Below are 19,207 nucleotides of genomic sequence, written 5' to 3'. Positions count from 1 at the left end.
GCACCCGGTCCGCGACCGCCGGGTTGCCCTTGCCAAGCCCGTCCGCGATGGCCCGGGCGGTGGCGAGTTCCCGTTCGGTCAGTGCGGACAGCTGTTTCCGCGCGGCTTCGCGGGCCGGGTCGCGAGCGTCGGAGGACCGCGGCCGAGCCGCCGCGGCGATCACCCGCGCCGTGGGGATGTGGACCCTGTGTGGACTCTTACCGCACGCCAGAGTGCCGGCAGGCGACATACTGCCTGGTGGGTGCAGACGGGTTCGAACCGCCGACATCCGCCTTGTAAGGGCGGCGCTCTACCGCTGAGCTATGCACCCTGGATCGGGGCCACAGCCTACACGGCCGTCCGTGGCGTGCAGTAAACGCCGGGTTGCCCCCGCTTCGTGAGGCTGGTGGGAGAATGGCCGTGGTACTCACATGGCCAATCCACCGGCGGGGAGTGGGACACGTGACAGCGACGCGCACCGCGAAACGGCTTGCCGCACTCCTGCTGCTTCCGCCGCTGTCCGTGCTGGCCCTCGCGGGTGCCGCGCTGCCCGCGGCTTTCACCGGTGGGGGGACGCGCCGGTGGGGGCGGGGGCGGGTGGAGGATCTGCGGGCGGAGGCGCAGGAGGCGAAGGACGCCGCGGCTGCCGCGTTCTACGAGCTTGACACCGCGCAGCGGGATCTGCGGATCACCGTGGAGACGATCACCGCGGCCGACGACACACGGCAGGCGGCGCGGGCCGCGGCGGATTTCGCGGCGTTCGGCGAGCGGATCGACCAGGTCAGCCAGGCGTACATCACCGCGATGGACGCGCACGACCTGGACGCGGAGGGCCTGGACGCCGGGGGCGCGTCGCGGGCGGCGCGGGAGCTGCTGGGGGCGCGCGACGAGCTGGCGCGCACCCGGCAGGATCTGGAGCGGTTCGGGCAGTCGCTGGGGCCGCTGCTCGAGCGGGCCGAGTCGCAGCTGGCGCAGGTGGCGCCGGCGGTGGAGCGGGCCAGGCAGGCGCTGCGGGCGGCGACGGAGGCGCTGGACGCGGCGCGCGGCGCCGGTCTCGGCGCGGAGGATCTCGCGGCTTCGCTGGCGGCGCTCGGTCCTGAGTTGCGGCGGCTGAACGAGGGGGCGGGGCAGCACGGCATCAAGCCGACGATCCGCCGGGCGGAGGACGTGCGGCGGCGGGCCGAGTCGATCGCGGCGGACGCGGCGCGGCTGCCGCAGCGGGCGGCGGAGATCGACCGGCGGCTGTTCAGCCTGCGGACGCGGGCGGAGGCGATCATCACGCGCGCCGGCAAGGTGGAGCCGGTGCTGAGCGAGCTGCGCCGCCGGTTCAGCGTGGCGTGCTGGCAGGACCTCCAGCGGGTGCCGGAGCAGGCGGCGCAGTCGGTGCGGCAGGCGGAGCAGGTGCTCACGGCGGCGCAGCGGGCGCGGGACGAGCAGCGGTTCGCGGACGCGACGGCCCGGCTGACGACGGTGCACGCGCTGCTCGGCCGCACCGACGAGGCGGTGTCGGCGGCCGGGGAGCGGCTGCGGCGATTGAACGAGGTGTCGTTCGATCCGCGCAAGGAGATCGACAGGACCCGCTTCGTGCTGCGGGACGCGCAGCGGCTGGCCATGACGGGGCGGACGATTCCCGAGCCGCGGCACGCGCGGCCGCTGGACGCGGCGGTCGAGCGGCTGGACCGGGCCGTGGCCACGTTGGAGAACGGGGGCCGCAACCCGGACTACTGGCTGTTCCTGACGGAGTTGGAGGCCGTGCGCAGCGCGGTGGCCGCGGTGGTGGACGACATCAGGTCGGGCCGGTAGCCGAGGACGGGCCGGCGCCGCCGAGGACGGCGGTCACGAGCGCATCCGCGGCGGCGTGGACGGCCGCGGCGGCGTCGGGCGCGTCGGCGATGGCGGTGGCGACGATGGCGCCTTCGTGGAGGCTGAGCAGCTGGGTGGCGAGGGTGCCGGGGTCCGGGGCGCCCGCCTCGGTGAGCAGCTCGTGGAACAGCGTGTGCAGCCACTTCTTCTCGGCCACGATGATCTTCCGTCCCTCGTGTTCCGGCTCGGGCAGCTCCGCGAAGGCGTTGATGAAGCTGCATCCCCGCTCGGACCCGCCGAGCCATTCGGGCATCACCTCGAACGGCACCAGCACGCGCCGCAGCGGGTCGCCCTGCGCGGCGTCGAGGCGGGCGGTGATCATGTCGCGCCAGCGGCGGTCGCGGGTTTCGAGGTAGGAGACGACGAGGCCGTCCTTGGAGCCGAAGCGGTCGTACAGGGTCCGTTTGGTGACGCCTGACTCGGCGGCGATGGTGTCGACGCCGACGGTGTGGATGCCGCGCCGGTAGAACAGCTCGGACGCGACGTCGAGAATCCGCCGGGCGCCCGGCGTGAGCTGATCGTTGGTGGTCATGGCACACCCCTTGACTTCACAGATCTGTATACCTACCGTGGAACACGGAACTTCACAGATCAGTGTACCTGGAGGGACACCATGAAGGCGATCTTGCAACCGTTCGTCGAGGCGGCCCGCGCGTTCGGCCACGGCATCAAGGCCGCGAACGCCATCCGGCACAACGTCACCCCGGACCGCGCCACCGCGAACGCCACGGCCTGGACGCTCCCCCGCCCGCAGGCCGAGCACGCACGGTGGGGCCCGACGCGTTAGAGCCCGTTTTGCACGGGTACGCGGGGGGCCGAAGGAGGTTCCCCCATGGGTACGTACAGCACAAGCGGGTCGCCGCGGCTGCCGAGCGCAGGACCGCTGGCACTGCTGCGGCGGGCCCGCCTGGACGAGCACCTGCCGGTGGACCGGAGGCTCAGCCGCGTCTACCGCATCGGGGCGGGTCTGATGGGGCTCGCGCTCGTGGTCTTCGGCGCGCTCGGCCTGACGAGAAACCTGGGGATGTTCTCCACGCGCGAGGACACCATCTGGGGGCTGTACACCAACGGCGCGCTGAGCTGGCTGTCGATCGTCGTCGGTCTCCTGCTGTTCTTCGGCATGGTCAAGGGCGGAAACCTCGCCTCGACGCTCAACATGCTGCTCGGGGTCGCGTTCGTGCTCAGCGGCTTCGTCAACCTGGCGCTGCTCGAGACCGGCGCCAACGTCCTCAACTTCGGCATGCAGAACGTGATCTTCAGCTTCGCCGCGGGCCTGCTGCTGATGTCGTTCGGCATGTACGGCCGCGTCAGCGGGCGGCTGCCGCACGACAACCCGTACTGGCAGGCCAGGCACCCGGAGGCGCGCAACGGCGCGCCGGAACGGCAGGAACTCGCGGAACGCCGGCGCAAGGAGCTGAGCGAACGCAAGGAGTTCAGCGAACGCAAGTAGCTCAGCGCGCGCCGCCGTCGAGCCGACGCAGCACAGCCCGCAAAATCTCCTCCCCGCAGGCGACGCCCTGCCCGGTCAGCGCCGTGACGTGCGGCGCCGCCCAGCCGGCGGCGGCCAGCTCGCCGTGTCCCGGCCGCCAGCCCTGGTCGGCGGCGAGCAGCAGATCGGTGTCGAGCAGCGAATCGCCCGCGGCCAGCACGGTGCCGGCCCCCGTGCGGCGGGCGATCTCGGCGACCGCCGCGCTCTTGGTGAGCGGGCGCGGCACCGCGTACAGCTTGCGGCCCTGGAGCGAGACGGTCCAGCCGCGGGGAGCGGCCCAGTCGGCCAGCTCCTTGGGCCAGGTGTCGGGCAGCAGCCCGCGGTCGACGACCAGGTAGGCGAACAGGCCCTCCGCGTCGCGCTCGCGCAGCAGCCAGGCCGGGTCCGCGGTGCGGCGCAGATGGTCGCGCACCTCCGCGAGCGGCGCGCAGTCCGCGGCCAGGGCGCGGCGCACCGCGGCGTGCCAGTCCTCGTCCGTGCGCCCGTCGACCAGCAGATGGCCGCCGTTCGCGCAGATCGCATAGCGCGGAACGGGCCCCGGCAGGCTGATCCGCAGGTACTGCTCGCGGGTGCGCGTGGTCGTGGGCACGAAGAACGCGCCGGGGTGCGCCGCGAGTTCGGCCAGGAGGCCGCCCGCGGCCTCGGTGACGAACGACTGCGGCAGCGAACGGTACACCTCGACGCAGGTCAGCCGCGGCGCCTCCGCGTCCGGCATGCCGAGCGCGAGCGCGGCGGCGGAGTAGATGAGGGTGCGGTCCAGGTCGCTCGCGACGATGGTGCTCGCGCGCGTGCTCGCGCGCGGCGGCGCGGTCTCGGTCACTGCGCGGCCTTTCCGTCGGCTCCGGTGGCGCCCTTGGTGTAACGGGGGTGGATGAGCCCGACGCAACTGTAGGGCAGGTCGTCGGTCTCCTCGACGGGAACGCCGCGCTGCTCGGCGAGCAGCCGGATGTGGTCGAGGTCGGCGCCCGCGCCGCGGCGCGCCAGGATGCGCCAGGGAACGCGGCGCAGCAGCACGCGGGTGGTCTCGCCGACGCCGGGCTTGACCAGGTTGACGTTGTCGATGCCGTAGGCGGCGCTGATGCGTTCCACGGCGCGCCAGCCCGCCCAGGTGGGGGTGCGGTCCGCGGCGAGCAGCGCGGCGGTGTCGGCGGCCACGCCCGCGGCCACCTCGGCGAACCGGCCGGCCACCACGTCCAGGAAGTGGCGGGAGAGGTCGGCGCCGGCCAGCTCCCGGTAGTGCTTGGCGCCGTGGAAGTCGTGCGGACCGACCAGGTCGGAACGCAGCACGGTACGCGAAATAAGCCCGGACACCGTGGAGTTGAGGCAGGCCGAGGGGATGAGGAAGTCCTCGCGGGTGCCGTAGGTGGCCACGCAGCCGCCGGGGTCGGCGAGCACCGCGAGGGCGGGGTCGAAGCCGGGGAACGGGGCCAGCGCGTCGGCCAGTTCCCGGGTGATGGCGCCCTTGCCGGTCCAGCCGTCGACGAACACGACGTCGGCCGGGTCGTGATGGGCGGCCAGCCAGCGCAGGGCGGTGGTGTCGATGCCCTGGCCGCGGACGATGGAGACGGCGTAGTGCGGCAGGTCGAGCCCGTGCGCGTGCCGGGCCCAGCGGCGCATCAGGACCCCGACGGGCGTGCCCGCACGGGCCAGGGAGACCAGCACGGGGGTGCCGCCGGGCCGGGCGCGTTCGGCCAGGACGGCCTCGGTGACGGTGCCGACGGCGCGGGCCACGCGGGCCGCGGAGGTCTCCAGGGCCTGGTGGAACAGACGCTGATACGCCGGGCTCGGCTGGTACTCCACGGGCAGCGATTCCGCGTAGTGGGCACCGCCGGACTGGATGGCCTCCTCGCGTTCCTCCGCGGGCGCCTCCAGGGTGACGCCGGAGAGGTCCTGGAGGAGCCAGCCGACGTCCTCGGGCGCGTAGGAGGAGAACGCGGGACCCCTCAGCGGGTGCGGCAGCGAGGGCACGACGGTGAACAGCAGGTGCCGGGTGTGGGCGGCGAGCACGGCCAGCAGCCCGTCGGGCGCGTGCAGTTGTGCGGTGTCGCCCGCGGCGTCGGTGACCAGGAGGACCGCGTCCCAGTCGCGGCCCGCCACGTTGTACGCGTAACGGGGCCCCGGCCCGTCGGCCGGCCGGTCGTGGGCCGGGAAGACGAGGCGGCTGCGTATCGCGTAGCCGGGGTCGTCGACGGCGAGGACCGGGGAGCGCGTGGTGGTGGAGAAGTACACCTCGGCCCCGGGCAGCGCCGCCTCCGCGGCGGCGGCGAGACGCAGCGGCGTGTACGACAACTCCTCGGTGCCCAGGACGAGAACGCGCCGCGCGCCGGGCGGCAGCGCCGCGGTGAGCCCGGCGGCGAGGCCCGGCAGGGCGGCCTCCAGGCGGGCCAGGTCGGCGGGCAGGTAGCCGTGCCGCCCGCCGTCGGGCAGCCCCGCGGGCCAGTCGAGGGCGACGCGCTCCGGGCGCGCGGCGGGCCGGCCGCGGACGTCGTGGTCGGGGGCGCGGTGCGCGTCGACGAGCGCGGCACCGCGGCGCAGCACGTCCTCCGGCAGGTCGATGCGGCCGACCGCCAGGGCGGTGGTCTCCACGGTGACGCCGAGGTCGGCGGCGAACTTGGCGAGGGCCGCCCGGTCGCTCTCGGTGCGCATGTCGACCAGGGCGGCCACGAGGTAGCGCTGCCTGGGGCGGGCCCGGTGCAGGGCGGCGATGGTGTTGCGCACGGTGCGGCCGGTGGAGAGTTCGTCGTCGACGAGGACCAGCGGCCCGTCGCCGGCCAGCAGCGCGGGGTCCTTCGGCAGCAGCAGGTGCGAGGTGTGGTGGCTGTGCTCCTCCTCGAAGCCGCCGGCCCGGGCGACGCCGGGCACCGGGCGGCGCGTGGAGTGCAGGTAGGGCACGCCGCCGAGGCCGTCGGCGACGCAGTGGCCGAGCCCGGTCGCGGTCTCCGCGTAGCCGAGGACGAGGGCGCGGGGCGCCGCCTCGCCGAGCAGGTCCTTGACGCGGCGGCCCAGCTCGACGCCGGTGCCGTACACGGTGCGCGGCGACTGCGGCACGTGCTTGCCGAGGACTTCGGAGACCAGCAGGTGGGCGCGCTTGGGGTTGTGCCGCAGGGCCAGACCGAGAAGGCCGCGGGCCGCGTCGCCGTGCAGCCGCACGCCGAGGCGGCTGGTGACCCAGGTCCCGGGCCATATCGCGTCGGCGCTCATCCGATGCCCGCCGTGAGGAGGTCGACGAAGTCGACGCCGTCGCGGGAGACGCCGAACACCTCGGCGCGCAGCATGGTCCGCTCGGCCCACGCCCGGTGCGGCTTCACCTCGTTCATCTTGTTGGTATAGGCGGAACGCAGGACGCCGCCGCCGGACGGGCCGGTGCGCAGGATGTCGGCGGCGTCGCTGAACTCCTCGTGGCTGACGACGGACAGCGCGTGCACCGGGGCGACGTGCGAGGGGTGGATGCAGGTCTTGCCCAGCAGGCCGTTGGCGCGGTCGAGGGCGATCTCGCGCAGCAGCGCGTCCATGTCGTGCTTGATGAGGCGGCTGCGCAGGCCCTCGGCCCGGCCGCTGAACGGGCTGTACCGCAGCTGCGGCTTGAACATCCGCTCCTGCGTGCGGAAGTACTCCCAGACCGGGCCGGTGACGACGTAGCCGCTTCCGTCGGCGCGGCCGAAGACGTTGACGACGTCGCTGATGACTGAGGCGACGAGCTGCACGTCGTAGGCGGTCATGTCGGGGCTGCGGCGCAGCGCGTACGCGGCGCAGAAGTCGGTGACGCCCAGGCGGACCGCGGGTATGCGGTCCCGGTACTTCTCCACGGCGCGGGCCGCGGCCGTCAGGCTCGCGCCGCGCGTCTCCAGGTGCAGCAGCTCGGGCGACTCAAGGACCGGCATGGCCAGCAGGCGCCGCCCGGCGAGGACTTCGGCCCCGGTGACGGCCTCGAGGAACGCGGGTCCCGAGGCCGCCGTGAACTTGGGCAGCACGAAGCCGGCCAGCAGCCGTCCCGCGGCACCGAGCCGGGCGGTGAGGCGCGTGATCTGCTCGGGCAGGCGGACGCGGACGAACAGCAGTGGCAGCGGGCCCCCCGGCCCGTTCCGGTGCAGCTCCTCGAACTGGCGCACCAGATTGTCCTCGGCGCCGGCCACCTCGTCGTCGCCGATGGAGTCCTCCAGGCAGAGCACCATGGACACGACCCCGGCGGCCGCCTGTCTGCCGATGTCGGCGGCCAGCCTGGGGCGGGTCGCCGGGCTGTAGAGGGTGGCGCCGAGCGCGGCCCCGAGCGTTCTGACGTGGGACTCGGGGCCGAACTCGGCGGGCTCCTGGTGAAACAGCGCGCGACGCCGTGCAGGCGAGAGGTGCCCGTAATGCTGCATCGGTCTCCCCGGTTTTGTCGGGCCGTCCTGCCGCCCGGCTGGCGGCACCGGCTTCCCGTGGCAATCGTAAGCGCGGCATTGTTTCGGAAGTATGGCGGCAGGCAGGATTCCTTATATGACGCACGGCTTGGAGAGGGGAGCCACAATTCATCTTCCCTTCACCGCGTTACGCGCCGTGTTGCGCTGGACGCCCACGGCTTCCGGCGCACGGCGCCCAGTTCCCGACCTCGACCTTTCCGCGCTGCTGCTCGACGCGTCGGGACGGGTGCGCTCCGAGGGCGACTTCGTGTTCTACAACCAGCCGCGGCATCCGTCGGGCCTGGTCAGACGCCTGCCGAAGCGGCGGGACGCGGAGGGGCTGCGGGACACGGTGGAGGCGGATCTCGCGCGTCTTGAGACGTCGGTGACGCGCGTGGTGCTCGCCGCCTCGGCGGACGGCGGCTTCGAGGCGGAGGCCAGCCGGCCGCGGCTGCTGCTGCACGGCGCGGCGGGCGGGGCGGGCGGGGCGGACGGCGGCGCGGGCGCGGCGGCGCCGCTGGCGGTGCTGCCGCTCACGCCGCGGCCAGGGGAGACGGCGGTGGTGTGCGGCGAGGTGCTGCGGGGTGCCCGCGGCTGGGAGTTCCGCGCGACGGGGCGCGGGTACCGGGGCGGCCTGGTCGCCCTCGCCGCCGACTTCGGGATCACCGCGACGGGCCACCCGCCGCCCCGCGATTCGCGAACAGCCCCGCTGACCTACGGGTACCCGCAGCCCGACCCGGCGTTCACGCTGCCGCCGCAGGGCCCGCAGTTCCTGCCGCCGGACGGCGCTGAGGCGGGCTGAGCCGCACCAGCGCCCGCGCGCCTCAGGCGCGGGTCTGCTTGGCGCCGCGGCCCCAGGACATGCCCCAGCCGTAGAGGCGGTCGATCTCGGACTGGAAACCGTAGACGTACTTGACCTCGCGGCGGGCGATCAGCTGCCCCTTGTGGGGCTCGATCAGGGCGACCGCGCACGCCCTGGCCTGCGGCGGCGGGTCGGTGAGGCCGATCTCCACGTTCCTGCCGTCGGCGGTGACCAGGGTGACGACGACATCGGCGCGGTCGAACGCGGGCACCCCGTCGTAGATGTAGACGAAGACCAGCAGCCGCTTGAACTCCTCGGCGTAGTCGAGGTTGAGGTACAGCGTCTCGCCCGAGGCCGTGCCGAACCTGTCGTCGCCGCTGAGCTTGAGGTAGGGCGGCGCGCTGAAGTCGCCCTGGAGACCGCCGAGGGACTGCACGACGCCCTTGCTGCCGTCGGTCAGCTCGTAGAGGCAGGCCAGGTCGAAGTCGATGCTGGCCACGCCCTGCGAATGCCCCTGTATCTCCGCGGGCTTGAAGATCTCCAGCGGGTGCCGCAGGAAGCGCGCACGCCCGTGGGCGCGGTCGAAGTCCATGTTGGTGCGCATCCGCCAGGACAGGTCGACGCGCAGCGTGCCGGTCTCCGCGCCCTGGGAGGTGAGCGGCGCCGTCGGCGACCGTTTGGTCAGCTCCACGGCATAGCTCGACATCCCGCCGACGGTGTCGAACTTCTGCCGCGCGATGCCGCCTCCGCGCCAGTACGACCACAGGGACGCCATGGCCGCCCCACCCCCTCGACTTTGTCGCGCACGTAGCGGGACGGGCGGTCACCGTCCCGCTACGTAAGGCTTCCGCAATCCGCCGGGGCTCACACCCCGGAGCGCACCTCCGGCTGTTCCTGCGCGTCCCCGCCGCCGCCGGACGCCTCGTTCGCCGCGTCGATCCGGTTGGCCCGGACCGAGGACCAGAACGACAACCCGATGAGGGTGACGCCGAACAGCCCGGTGATCACCTCGTGCAGGTGCCAGCGGATGCTGACCAGCAGCAGCACGGCGAGGGCGCCGATGGCGTAGTGCGCGCCGTGCTCCAGGTAGCGGTAGTCGTCCAGCGTGCCCTGGCGGACCAGGTAGATGGTGATGGACCTGACGTACATGGCGCCGACGCCCAGGCCGATCGCCATCCAGAAGATGTGGTTGGTGATGGCGAACGCGCCGATGACGCCGTCGAAGGAGAACGAGGCGTCCAGCACCTCCAGGTAGAGGAACAGGAAGAACGCCGCCCGGCCGGCCAGGCCGACCGCGGTGGGCTCCTTGCCGGCGCGCTTCGCGGCCTCTTCCTCCTCGGCCGCCCGCTCCTCACCCTCCTCCAGCCGGTGCTCGAAGAATCCCGACAGGCCGCCGACCAGGAGGTACGTCAACACGCCCGCGACGCCGGACAGCAGCACCGTGTCGGACTTGTCCAGGTGGGCGCCGCCGTGCTGGTAGGCGCTGGTGGCGACGGTGGTGGCGGTCAGCAGCAGCGCGGCCAGCGCGACGCCGACGGCGAAGCCGTCGATCCGGCCGAGCTTGGCGAGCGGGCGCTCCAGCCAGCCGATCCACCGGTGCTCCCGCTCCTGGAAGATGAAGTTGAGGAAGATCATCAGCAGGAACATGCCACCGAACGCGGCGATGGACGGGTGCGCGTCGGTCACGAGCTGCTCGTACTGGTCGGGGTCGTCGAGCGCCAGCTCGACGGCCTCGATCGGCCCAAGCGATGCGGTGATCGAGACGATGGCCACGGGAAAGACCAGCCGCATACCGAAGACGGCGATCAGGATGCCGATCGTCAGGAAGATCCGCTGCCAGAACTCGTTCATCCTCTTCAGGACACCGGCGTTGACCACGGCGTTGTCAAAGGAGAGGGAGATCTCCAGGATGGAGAGGATCGCCACGACGGCGAGCGCTTCCCAGCCCCAGAAGATCAGGGCGGCGGCGAGGCCGGCGGCGGTGACGCCGAACGACCAGCCGAAGGTTTTCCAAATCACGAAAATTCCAGTCTCCCGCGCGGGGCCGCGGATATGCAGGCTGACATGTCAGACGTTGACCCCGTAGTCCAGGGCGATCCCGCGCAGTCCTGAGGCGTATCCCTGGCCGATGGCGCGGAACTTCCACTCGCCAGCGTGCCGGTACAGCTCACCGAAGACCATGGCGGTCTCCGACGAGGCGTCCTCTGTCAGATCGTAGCGGGCCAGCTCCCTGCCGTCGGCCTGGTTGATGATGCGGATATAGGCGTGGGAGACCTGGCCGAAGTTCTGCTGCCGGGACTCCGCTTCATAAATGGACACGGGGAAGACGATCTTGGTGACCTCGGGCGCGAGTCCCGCCAGGTCGACCGTGATCTCCTCCGCGTCGCCCACGTCCCCGCCGGCCTCGTGGGCCGAGCCGATCAGCTCGTCGCCGAGGTGTGTGACGGAACCGTCGGGAGATGTGAGGTTGTTGAAGAAGACGAAGTGCAGGTCGCTGAGCACCTTGCCGCGCGCGTCGGTCAGCAGCGCGCTCGCGTCGAGGTCGAACGCGGCGCCCATGGTCCTGCGGGCCTGCCAGCCGAGCCCGACCGTGACCACGGTAAGGTCCGGCGCCTGCTTGGTCAGCGAGACGTTGCCGCCCTTGGTGAGGCTCACTCCGCCCACGAGTTCTCCCTGTTCACCCTGTCCTGTCGGTCCCCGACGTCCGCGGCCGCGCCCGGCGGGGCCGCGACGGCCGACTGCCGCCGCGACGCCCTGATCCTCCCCGGACGCGACCGCGGGCTCACAGCGCCCCGAGCGCCGTGACGTAATCGTTCAGATCGCGGGCCTCGGGCAGGGCGTTGACGACGGTCCACCGGACCACGCCCTCCTTGTCGATGATGAACGTGCCGCGCACCGCGCAGCCCTTCTCCTCGTCGAACACGCCGTAGGCCCTGGACGCCTCGCCGTGCGGCCAGAAGTCGGAGAGCAGCGGGTAGTCGAGGCCCTCCTGCTCGGCGAACACGCGCAGCGCGAACGGGCTGTCGTTCGAGACGGCGAGCAGCTGCACGTCGTCGTTGGCGAAGGTGGGCAGCTCGTCGCGCAGCGCGCAGAGCTCCCCGGTGCAGACGCCGGTGAAGGCGAAGGGGTAGAAGAGCAGCACGACGTTCTTCTCGCCGCGGAAGTCCGCGAGCGTCACCGTCTGGCCGTGCTGGTCCCGCAAGCTGATGTCGGGCGCCTTGGTACCGGGCTCGATCGCCATGGGCGAGTCATCCGTTTCCCTGTGAGAGGTAAAGTGGCACCGCCCAGCCTACGACGCGGTCCCCGGCGGCTTGTGCGCCCCCGGGGACCCGTGTGCTCGCGTGTGTGCCCCGCGGGCTATTTCTTTCCCGCGGCCTTGGGTGTGACCAGGCGGCTGCCGGACCAGTCCCGGCCGGCGCTGACGCTGCTGGTCTGCGCCAGCCCCGCCGTCTGCGCGGCCTCGCCGATGTCACTGGGCTCGACGTAGCCGTCCCGGCCCGTCTTCGGTGTCAGGAGCCAGACCGGTGCCCCGGGATCGATCATCGTGGTGGCATCCACCAGCGCGTCGGTCAGATCGCCGTCTTCCTCGCGGAACCACAGCACCACGGCATCGGCCACGTCGTCGAATGTCTCGTCGACGAGCTCCTGGCCCGTGATGGCCTCGATTCCCTCGCGGAGTTCCTGCTCGGCGTCCTCGTCGTAGCCGAGCTCCTGGACCACCTGCCCGGGCTGGAAACCCAGCCGAGCGGCGGGGTTGGTCCGCTCCTCCGCGTGGTCCGCGGTCGCGCTCACGGATAGCTCCTGTCCTGTTTCGGAATGTACGGGTCGGTCCCGCGCGTGCGCGCGGCTTGGCCGTAGTCCACACGCGCGGGACGGATCGCGCAAGTACCCGGCCGCCGAGCCTGCCCAAACGTTGACGTCTTGGCCCCCGTCGGCCGCGTGATCTGCACCATAGTGTCGCGAACGGTTGTTCGCAGCGCCCCTCGCCCGGGGCGTAGGGTGGCCCGTTGGCCCATGGCCGAGGCAAGGCTCCGCCAAGGATCGGTGAGGATCATGAAGTGAGGATTACCGCCCAGTAGAGATGACGTTTCGCCGTCGGCGGTCCACGATGGAGGCGGCGCGACACAAGCAGAGCAGACAACTCACAGTGAAGGAACAGCGTGGCTTCCGGATCAGATCGCAACCCGATCATCATTGGCGGCCTTCCCAGCCAGGTCCCGGATTTCGACCCTGAGGAGACTCAGGAATGGCTCGACTCGCTCGACGCCGCCGTCGACGAGCGAGGCCGGGAGCGGGCCCGCTATCTCATGCTCCGCCTGATCGAGCGCGCCCGTGAGAAGCGGGTGGCCGTGCCCGAGATGCGCAGCACGGACTACGTCAACACGATCGCGACCAAGGACGAGCCGTTCTTCCCCGGTAACGAGGAGATCGAGCGCAAGATCCTCAACGCGACCCGCTGGAACGCGGCCGTGACGGTCTCCCGCGCCCAGCGTCCCGGGATCGGGGTGGGTGGCCACATCGCCACCTTCGGCTCCTCGGCGTCGCTGTACGACGTCGGTTTCAACCACTTCTTCCGCGGCAAGGACGGCGGCGACGGCGGCGACCAGGTGTTCTTCCAGGGACACGCCTCGCCGGGCATCTACGCCCGCGCCTACCTCCTGGACCGGTTCTCCGACGAGCACCTGGACGCGTTCCGCCAGGAGCGCTCCAAGGCGCCGTACGGGCTGTCCAGCTATCCGCACCCGCGGATGATGCCGGACTTCTGGGAGTTCCCGACCGTCTCCATGGGGCTCGGCCCGATCAGCGCCATCTACCAGGCGCGGATGAACCGCTACATGCAGGCCCGCGGTATCGCGGACACCTCCAGGTCGCACGTCTGGGCGTTCCTCGGCGACGGTGAGATGGACGAGCCCGAGTCGCTCGGCCAGCTGTCCATCGCGGCGCGCGAGGGCCTGGACAACCTGACGTTCGTGGTCAACTGCAACCTCCAGCGCCTCGACGGCCCCGTGCGCGGCAACGGCAAGATCATCCAGGAGCTGGAGTCCGTTTTCCGCGGCGCCGGCTGGAATGTGATCAAGCTGGTCTGGGACCGCTCCTGGGACCCGCTGCTGGCGCAGGACCGGGACGGCGTGCTGGTCAACAAGCTGAACACCACGCCGGACGGGCAGTTCCAGACCTACGCCACCGAGACCGGCGCGTACATCCGCGACCACTTCTTCGGCGGCGACCAGCGGCTGCGCGGGATGGTCGAAGGCATGTCCGACGACCAGATCCTGCACCTGGGCCGCGGCGGGCACGACCACCGCAAGGTCTACGCGGCGTACAAGGCCGCCAAGGAGCACCAGGGCCAGCCCACGGTGATCCTCGCCCAGACGATCAAGGGCTGGATGCTCGGGCCGAGCTTCGAGGGGCGCAACGCGACCCACCAGATGAAGAAGCTCACGGTCGCCGACCTGAAGGGCTTCCGCGACCGGCTGCACCTGCCGATCCCGGACAGCGAGCTGGAGTCCGGCCTGCCGCCGTACTACCACCCGGGCCGGGACTCGGAAGAGATCCAGTACATGCACGACCGCCGCCGCGAGCTGGGCGGCTACGTGCCGACGCGCGTCATCCGCGCCAAGCCGCTCACCCTTCCGGGCGATAAGGCGTACGCGGCCGTCCGCAAGGGTTCGGGACAGCAGCAGGTCGCCACCACGATGGCGTTCGTACGGCTGCTGAAGGACCTGATGCGGGACAAGGAGATCGGCAAGCGCTTCGTGCCGATCGCCCCGGACGAGTACCGCACGTTCGGCATGGACTCGCTGTTCCCGTCCGCGAAGATCTACAACCCGCTGGGGCAGACCTACGAGTCGGTGGACCGCGATCTGCTCCTTTCCTACAAGGAGTCGCCCACCGGGCAGATGCTGCACGACGGCATCACGGAGGCGGGCTGCACGGCCTCGCTGATCGCGGCGGGCTCGGCGTACGCGACACACGGCGAGCCGCTCATCCCGATCTACGTCTTCTACTCGATGTTCGGGTTCCAGCGGACCGGCGACCAGTTCTGGCAGATGGGCGACCAGCTCGCGCGCGGTTTCGTGCTCGGCGCGACCGCCGGCCGCACCACGCTGACCGGCGAGGGCACGCAGCACGCGGACGGCCACTCGCAGCTGCTCGCCTCGACGAACCCGGCCTGTGTCGCCTACGACCCGGCGTTCGGCTTCGAGATCGCGCACATCGTGCGGGACGGCCTGCGCCGCATGTACGGCGAGAACTCCGAGGACGTCTTCTACTATCTGACCGTCTACAACGAGCCGATCAGCCAGCCCGCCGAGCCCGAGGGCGTCGACGTGGAGGGCATCCGCAAGGGCCTCTACCGGTACCAGGAGGGCGGCGGCGACGGCGTTCCGGCGCAGATCCTGGCCTCCGGCGTGGCCGTGCCCTGGGCCCTGGAGGCCCAGCGCATCCTCGCCGAGGAGTGGCAGGTCAAGGCGGACGTGTGGTCGGCCACCTCGTGGAACGAGCTGCGCAGGGACGCCGTCGCGGCGGAGGAGCACAATCTGCTGCACCCGGAGGAGGAGCAGCGCGTTCCGTATGTGACGCGCAAGCTCCAGGGCGCTCAGGGACCGATCGTGGCGGTATCCGACTGGATGCGGTCCGTTCCCGACCAGATCGCGCGCTGGGTGCCCGGCACCTACCAGTCGCTGGGCGGTGACGGCTTCGGTTTCGCCGACACCAGGGGTGCCGCGCGCCGCTTCTTCCACATCGACGCCCCGTCGATCGTCCTGGCCGTGCTCACCGAGCTGGCCAAGGAGGGGAAGATCGACCGCTCGGTCCTCAAGCAGGCCATCGACCGCTACCAGCTGCTCGACGTGGCCGCGGCCGACCCGGGCCCTGCCGGCGGCGACGCCTAGGGCGCGCGGGACAGCAGGCGTGCAAGGGCGGACCACCGGAACGACCGGTGGTCCGCCCCCCGTATGCTGTCCCGTCTGTGCTGAAGTTTCGTCCTGTTCTCTCCCGCACCGTCCGCCGGGTCGTGATGCCGCTGACGGTGGTCTTCGCCGTGCTGGCGACGGCCGGCTGGGTGGCCGGCGGCGCCGATCCGGCCCCCGACGCCTACGACGTTCAGCTGGCGGGCTGGGAGCGCGGCAGCGTCCGCGGCAGGCCGCTGCCCGACCCGGCGGCGTCGCCCGGCCGGATCAGCGCCTTCTTCGCCGGGCTCACCGCCGCGGAACGTGACCGCCTGGCCGCGCGCCACCCCCTCGTCGTCGGCAACCTGCCCGGCGCCCCCGTCGCCCTGCGTTACCAGGCGAACCGGCAGGCGCTCGCCGACGCCCGGGACAACGAGCGCCGCCGCATGCACGACGAACGTCTTTCCCCGGCCGGCCAGCACGAGGCGGGCCGGCGCATGAACCGCTTCACGTCGATGCTGGCGCCGGGCCGCCAGTTCCTGTCCTTCGACCCGACGGGCCGCGGCCGGGCCGCCGAGGTCTTCGGCGACCTTCAGGGCGCGGACCGGATCTCGCTCGTGGTGCCGGGGGTGGACACCGAACTGCTCACGTTCGAACGGACGCGCGGGAAGTACCGGGCGCCCTCCGGCATGGCCGAGGCCCTGTACACCCGCGAGCGGTCGCTCGACCCCGGCGAGTCGACCGCCGTGATCGCCTGGGCCGACTACGACAGCCCGGACGGGCTCGGCATGTCCGCCGCGACCGCCGAACTGGCCGGGGAAGGCGCCGACCGGCTCACGGAGTCCGTGCGCGCGCTGCCGGGCGAGGCGCCCGTCGCGCTGTTCTGCCACTCCTACGGCTCGGTGGTGTGCGGCGTGGCCGCCGCCGGGCTGCCGGACCGGGTCACGGACATCGCGGTCACCGGGAGCCCCGGCATGCGCGCCTCGGACGTGCACGGCCTCGACACCTCGGCGCGGGTGTGGGCGATACGGGCGGAGGACGACTGGGTGGCGGACATTCCGCACCTCGCGCTCGGCCCCCTGGGCCACGGCGCCGACCCGGCCGCGGAGTCCTTCGGGGCGCGCGTGCTGTCCGCGGGCGACGCGGAGGGACACAGCGGCTATTTCGAACCCGAGGCGAGAAGCCTGGAAAATCTGGCGCTCATTGGCGCCGGTGAGGTAAATGACGTCACTTGTGCCTCAGGCACCACGGGCTGCGCCCCCGCCGACCCCTGTGCCAGGCCCGCGACCGCCTGAGCTGACAGGAACACACCCATCCGGGGGAAGCCGAATCGTCAGCCCCGGCGCATACGATGACCCGCATGGGTGATGTGCTGGCCGGAATCCACTCCACGTGGGAGTTTGACACCGACTCCGTGCTCATCCGCTTCGAACGGGGAATACGCACACCAAAACTGTTCCAGGTCTTGGGCGAGCGCCGTATCCCGTTCGAGGCGCTGAGCACCGTCGACCTGGCCCCGGGAACGCGCAAGGGCACCGTGGTCCTGCACGCCGTGCCCCGCCCCGGGGCCGACCCGCTGCTCGAAACCGCCGCGGGCCAGCTGCGGCAGGCGGCCGACCCCTACCGGCTGGTCCTGCCCGCCGAGCGCGAGACGCTGGGCGACTACTACGCCACCGAGCTGCGCGCGGCCCTGGGCCCGCACGCGGACGAGCCCGCCGACCAGTACCTGGTCGCGGCCCCGCCGGCGCCGCTCCAGTTCAAGGCATACGACGCCAAGGTGTCCTTCGACGGCAAGGTGGTCTCGTTCCGCTGGTTCTGGACCGGCGCCTCGTCCGCCAAGTGGAAGGCCGGCGACCAGTCCTTCCCGGTGAGCGAGCTGGCCGAGGTCGACTGGCGCTCACCGGAGATAGCCGGCGGCCACCTGCGCCTGCGGCGGCGCGGCCCCGACGGGCAGCCCGAGCCGCAGAACGGGACGGCCGACCAGGACCCGGCGGCCGTCGTATTCGGCCTCGGCTACGGCCTGGTCCACGAGTCGCTGCCGCTGGCCGCGGCCGTGTCGGAGGCGATCCGCGCGGCGGAGCCCGCCGGGGAGGGCCACCTGGACAACGGCCACCGGCGGGCGGACCCGGGCGACATCGCCAACCGCATCCGCCACCTCGGCGAGCTGCACTCGGCGGGGCTGCTGACGGACGAGGAGTTCACCGCGAAGAAGACGCAGCTCCTGGCCGAGCTTTAAAGCCCCGCCGGCCGCGTCCTGACGGGCTATTCGCGGGCGGCCGAGGTGAAGCTCATGTCGTGGTAGCGGTCGCCGCTGACGCCGGCGGCGATCGGCTCCAGGGCGGCCAGCTCGTCCGGGGTCAGGGCGATGCGGGTGGCCGCCGTGTTCTCCTCGACACGCGCCCTGCGCCGCGTTCCCGGGATCGGGATAACCGCGAGACCGCGCACCGCCGCCTGCTGGTGCACCCAGGCCAGCGCGATCTGCCCCGGCGTCGCGCCGCGGGCCTCCGCGATGGCGCGGACGGGGGCGAGCCGCTCGGAGTTCGCCACCGCGTTGGCGCCGCTGTAGCGGGGCTGGTGGTGGCGGAAGTCCCCGGCCGGAAGCTCGGCGCTCGCGTCGGTGAACGAGCCGGTCAGGAATCCCCGGCCGAGCGGCGAGTACGGCACGAACGTGACGCCCAGCTCCGCGGCCGCCGGCACGGCGGTCCGTTCCACGTCGCGCGAGAACAGGGACCACTCCGACTGCACCGCCGCGATGGGGTGCACCGCGTGCGCCGCGCGCAGCTCGGCGCCCGTGACCTCGCTCAGGCCCAGGTGCCGCACCTTGCCCTCGGCGACCAGCTCGGCCATCGCGCCGACGGTGTCCTCGATCGGCACCTGCGGATCGCGCCGGTGCAGGTAGTACAGGTCGATCGCGTCCACGCCGAGCCGCCGCAGGCTGCCCTCGGCGCAGGCCCTGAGGTAGGCGCGGTCGTTGCGGACGCCCCGCTTCAGCGGGTCGGCGGGGTCGAGCACGATGCCGAACTTGGTCGCGATGACGACCTCGTCGCGGTGGGCCAGGAAGAACGGCGAGAGGAACGTCTCGTTGTCCCCCGAGCCGTACATGTCGGCGGTGTCGTACAGGGTGACGCCCAGCTCCAGCGCCCGTTCCAGGGTGGCCCTCGCCTCCGTGGCGTCGGTGGGTCCGTAGGCGAAGCTCATGCCCATGCAGCCGAGTCCCTGGATACCGGTCCTGGGGCCGTGCGTGCCGAGCGGGGCGGTGGCGATCGTGGTGGCGCTCATGCGGTGGTTCAGTGCCTTTCCTGCGCCTTGGGGGCGTCACTGTAAAGCGCGATTTTGAAGTCGAGAACGGTCAGGGCGTCGTGCAGCTCCCCGATGCGGCGCAGCACGCCCTGCCGGGTCGCGGCCAGCAGGGCCCGGCGCTCGGGGTAGGTGTGGTCGCCCTGCCGCACCAGGTCGGCGTAGCGGACCATGTCCGCCACGGCCATGCCGGTCAGCCGCAGCTTGTTGACGAAGGTGAGCCATTCCAGGTCGGTATTGCGGTAGCGCCGCTGGCCGGTGTGCGAACGGTCGATGTGCGGCATCAGGCCGATCCGCTCGTACCAGCGCAGCGTGTGGACGCTCAGCCCGGTGTGCGCGGCCACCTCGCTGATCGTGTAGCGGTCCTGCCCGTCCGGGCGCGGGTGGGGGCGCTCGGCCGACGCGCAGTGGTCGGTGGTCTCCTCCAGCTCGGGTACGGCATGCTGTGTCACGGTCATAGGTGCACGCTAAAGAGTTGGAGTGCACTCCAGGCAAGCCGCAACGTAAC

Annotated in this window: 18 protein-coding genes, 1 tRNA gene and 1 pseudogene; 7 read left to right on the top strand and 13 right to left on the bottom strand. The window is 72.0% G+C overall.

The genetic code is table 11. From position 1 onward, the window contains the following. Nucleotides 1-7: 7 nt before the first annotated feature. Both STBA_RS39035 and STBA_RS27105 read right to left on the bottom strand, forming a co-directional pair. Nucleotides 8-172, bottom strand: a pseudogene (locus STBA_RS39035) (DNA-binding response regulator); the annotation flags it as partial. 63 nt (nt 173-235) lie between these two features. After that, nucleotides 236-310, bottom strand: a tRNA-Val gene (locus STBA_RS27105). A gap of 131 nt (nt 311-441) precedes the next feature. On the opposite strand from STBA_RS27105, the gene STBA_RS27100 reads away from it, so the two are divergent. Continuing rightward, nucleotides 442-1,782 (top strand): hypothetical protein, encoded by a 1,341-nt coding sequence (locus tag STBA_RS27100; protein WP_077061712.1) that lies wholly within the window; start codon nt 442-444, stop codon nt 1,780-1,782. On the opposite strand, the gene STBA_RS27095 is transcribed toward STBA_RS27100, so the two are convergent. Then, a complete protein-coding gene (locus STBA_RS27095; RefSeq protein ID WP_077061711.1) occupies nt 1,766-2,374 on the bottom strand; it encodes a TetR/AcrR family transcriptional regulator in 609 nt (202 codons plus the stop codon). The two genes, STBA_RS27100 and STBA_RS27095, sit on opposite strands and share 17 nt — an antisense overlap. Nucleotides 2,375-2,455: 81 nt before the next feature. Here STBA_RS27095 and STBA_RS38035 point away from each other — a divergent pair, with 81 nt between their 5' ends. Continuing rightward, nucleotides 2,456-2,629: a hypothetical protein gene (locus STBA_RS38035; RefSeq protein WP_171987796.1), complete on the top strand. Its 174-nt coding sequence runs from the start codon at nt 2,456-2,458 to the stop codon at nt 2,627-2,629. A 45-nt stretch (nt 2,630-2,674) separates the two neighbouring features. Next, a complete protein-coding gene (locus STBA_RS27090; protein ID WP_077061710.1) occupies nt 2,675-3,292 on the top strand; it encodes a DUF4383 domain-containing protein in 618 nt (205 codons plus the stop codon). Between the two features lies 1 nt (nt 3,293). Here the strand turns inward: STBA_RS27090 and STBA_RS27085 are convergent, their stop codons facing one another. From STBA_RS27085 to STBA_RS27075, 3 genes are read right to left on the bottom strand one after another with little or no spacing between them, the layout of a single operon-like run. Then, nucleotides 3,294-4,106, bottom strand: a complete 813-nt coding sequence (locus tag STBA_RS27085) for an HAD family hydrolase (protein ID WP_077063638.1) — start codon at nt 4,104-4,106, stop codon at nt 3,294-3,296. A gap of 41 nt (nt 4,107-4,147) precedes the next feature. Beyond that, the gene (locus tag STBA_RS27080; RefSeq protein ID WP_077061709.1) at nt 4,148-6,532 is read right to left on the bottom strand and encodes a phosphoribosyltransferase; all 2,385 of its coding nucleotides are present in this window, start codon (nt 6,530-6,532) and stop codon (nt 4,148-4,150) included. Next, complete coding sequence (locus tag STBA_RS27075; protein WP_077061708.1) at nt 6,529-7,692, bottom strand: HpcH/HpaI aldolase/citrate lyase family protein; 1,164 nt, start codon at nt 7,690-7,692, stop codon at nt 6,529-6,531. The genes STBA_RS27080 and STBA_RS27075 overlap by 4 nt, the downstream gene beginning before the upstream one ends. Before the next feature lie 115 nt (nt 7,693-7,807). Between STBA_RS27075 and STBA_RS27070 the strand changes: the two genes are divergently transcribed. Further along, nucleotides 7,808-8,512, top strand: a complete 705-nt coding sequence (locus STBA_RS27070) for a TerD family protein (RefSeq protein WP_077061707.1) — start codon at nt 7,808-7,810, stop codon at nt 8,510-8,512. Between the two features lie 22 nt (nt 8,513-8,534). Here the strand turns inward: STBA_RS27070 and STBA_RS27065 are convergent, their stop codons facing one another. The 5 genes from STBA_RS27065 to STBA_RS27045 form a co-directional block, all read right to left on the bottom strand. Further along, nucleotides 8,535-9,287 (bottom strand): Tellurium resistance, encoded by a 753-nt coding sequence (locus STBA_RS27065; protein WP_077061706.1) that lies wholly within the window; start codon nt 9,285-9,287, stop codon nt 8,535-8,537. Between the two features lie 89 nt (nt 9,288-9,376). Beyond that, nucleotides 9,377-10,531, bottom strand: a complete 1,155-nt coding sequence (locus STBA_RS27060; RefSeq protein WP_077061705.1) for a DUF475 domain-containing protein — start codon at nt 10,529-10,531, stop codon at nt 9,377-9,379. A gap of 48 nt (nt 10,532-10,579) precedes the next feature. After that, complete coding sequence (locus STBA_RS27055; RefSeq protein WP_077061704.1) at nt 10,580-11,176, bottom strand: TerD family protein; 597 nt, start codon at nt 11,174-11,176, stop codon at nt 10,580-10,582. Between the two features lie 118 nt (nt 11,177-11,294). After that, nucleotides 11,295-11,753: a peroxiredoxin gene (locus STBA_RS27050; protein WP_077061703.1), complete on the bottom strand. Its 459-nt coding sequence runs from the start codon at nt 11,751-11,753 to the stop codon at nt 11,295-11,297. Between the two features lie 116 nt (nt 11,754-11,869). Then, nucleotides 11,870-12,304 (bottom strand): DUF3052 domain-containing protein, encoded by a 435-nt coding sequence (locus STBA_RS27045; protein ID WP_077061702.1) that lies wholly within the window; start codon nt 12,302-12,304, stop codon nt 11,870-11,872. A gap of 368 nt (nt 12,305-12,672) precedes the next feature. Here STBA_RS27045 and aceE point away from each other — a divergent pair, with 368 nt between their 5' ends. From aceE to STBA_RS27030, 3 genes are all read left to right on the top strand, one after another. Continuing rightward, nucleotides 12,673-15,405 carry a pyruvate dehydrogenase (acetyl-transferring), homodimeric type gene (gene aceE / locus STBA_RS27040; RefSeq protein ID WP_077061701.1) on the top strand — a complete coding sequence of 911 codons (2,733 nt, stop codon included), beginning with the start codon at nt 12,673-12,675 and terminating at the stop codon, nt 15,403-15,405. A gap of 125 nt (nt 15,406-15,530) precedes the next feature. Continuing rightward, a complete protein-coding gene (locus STBA_RS27035) occupies nt 15,531-16,697 on the top strand; it encodes an alpha/beta hydrolase (RefSeq protein ID WP_077063637.1) in 1,167 nt (388 codons plus the stop codon). Between the two features lie 65 nt (nt 16,698-16,762). After that, nucleotides 16,763-17,638 (top strand): DUF4429 domain-containing protein, encoded by an 876-nt coding sequence (locus STBA_RS27030; protein ID WP_077063636.1) that lies wholly within the window; start codon nt 16,763-16,765, stop codon nt 17,636-17,638. A gap of 26 nt (nt 17,639-17,664) precedes the next feature. Here STBA_RS27030 and STBA_RS27025 read toward each other — a convergent pair whose 3' ends face one another. Beyond that, entirely contained in the window at nt 17,665-18,681 is a 1,017-nt protein-coding gene (locus STBA_RS27025) for an aldo/keto reductase (RefSeq protein WP_077061700.1), read from the bottom strand. An 8-nt stretch (nt 18,682-18,689) separates the two neighbouring features. After that, nucleotides 18,690-19,157, bottom strand: coding sequence for a MerR family transcriptional regulator (locus tag STBA_RS27020; RefSeq protein WP_077061699.1), 468 nt, complete (start codon nt 19,155-19,157; stop codon nt 18,690-18,692). Nucleotides 19,158-19,207: the final 50 nt, after the last annotated feature.

The sequence above is a fragment of the Streptomyces sp. MP131-18 genome (assembly GCF_001984575.1).
GTDB classification, from domain to species: Bacteria; Actinomycetota; Actinomycetes; order Streptomycetales; family Streptomycetaceae; genus Streptomyces; species Streptomyces johnsoniae.
The sequence above is the reverse complement of the archived record's forward strand: the minus strand, read 5'-3'. Positions and strand labels throughout refer to the sequence as shown.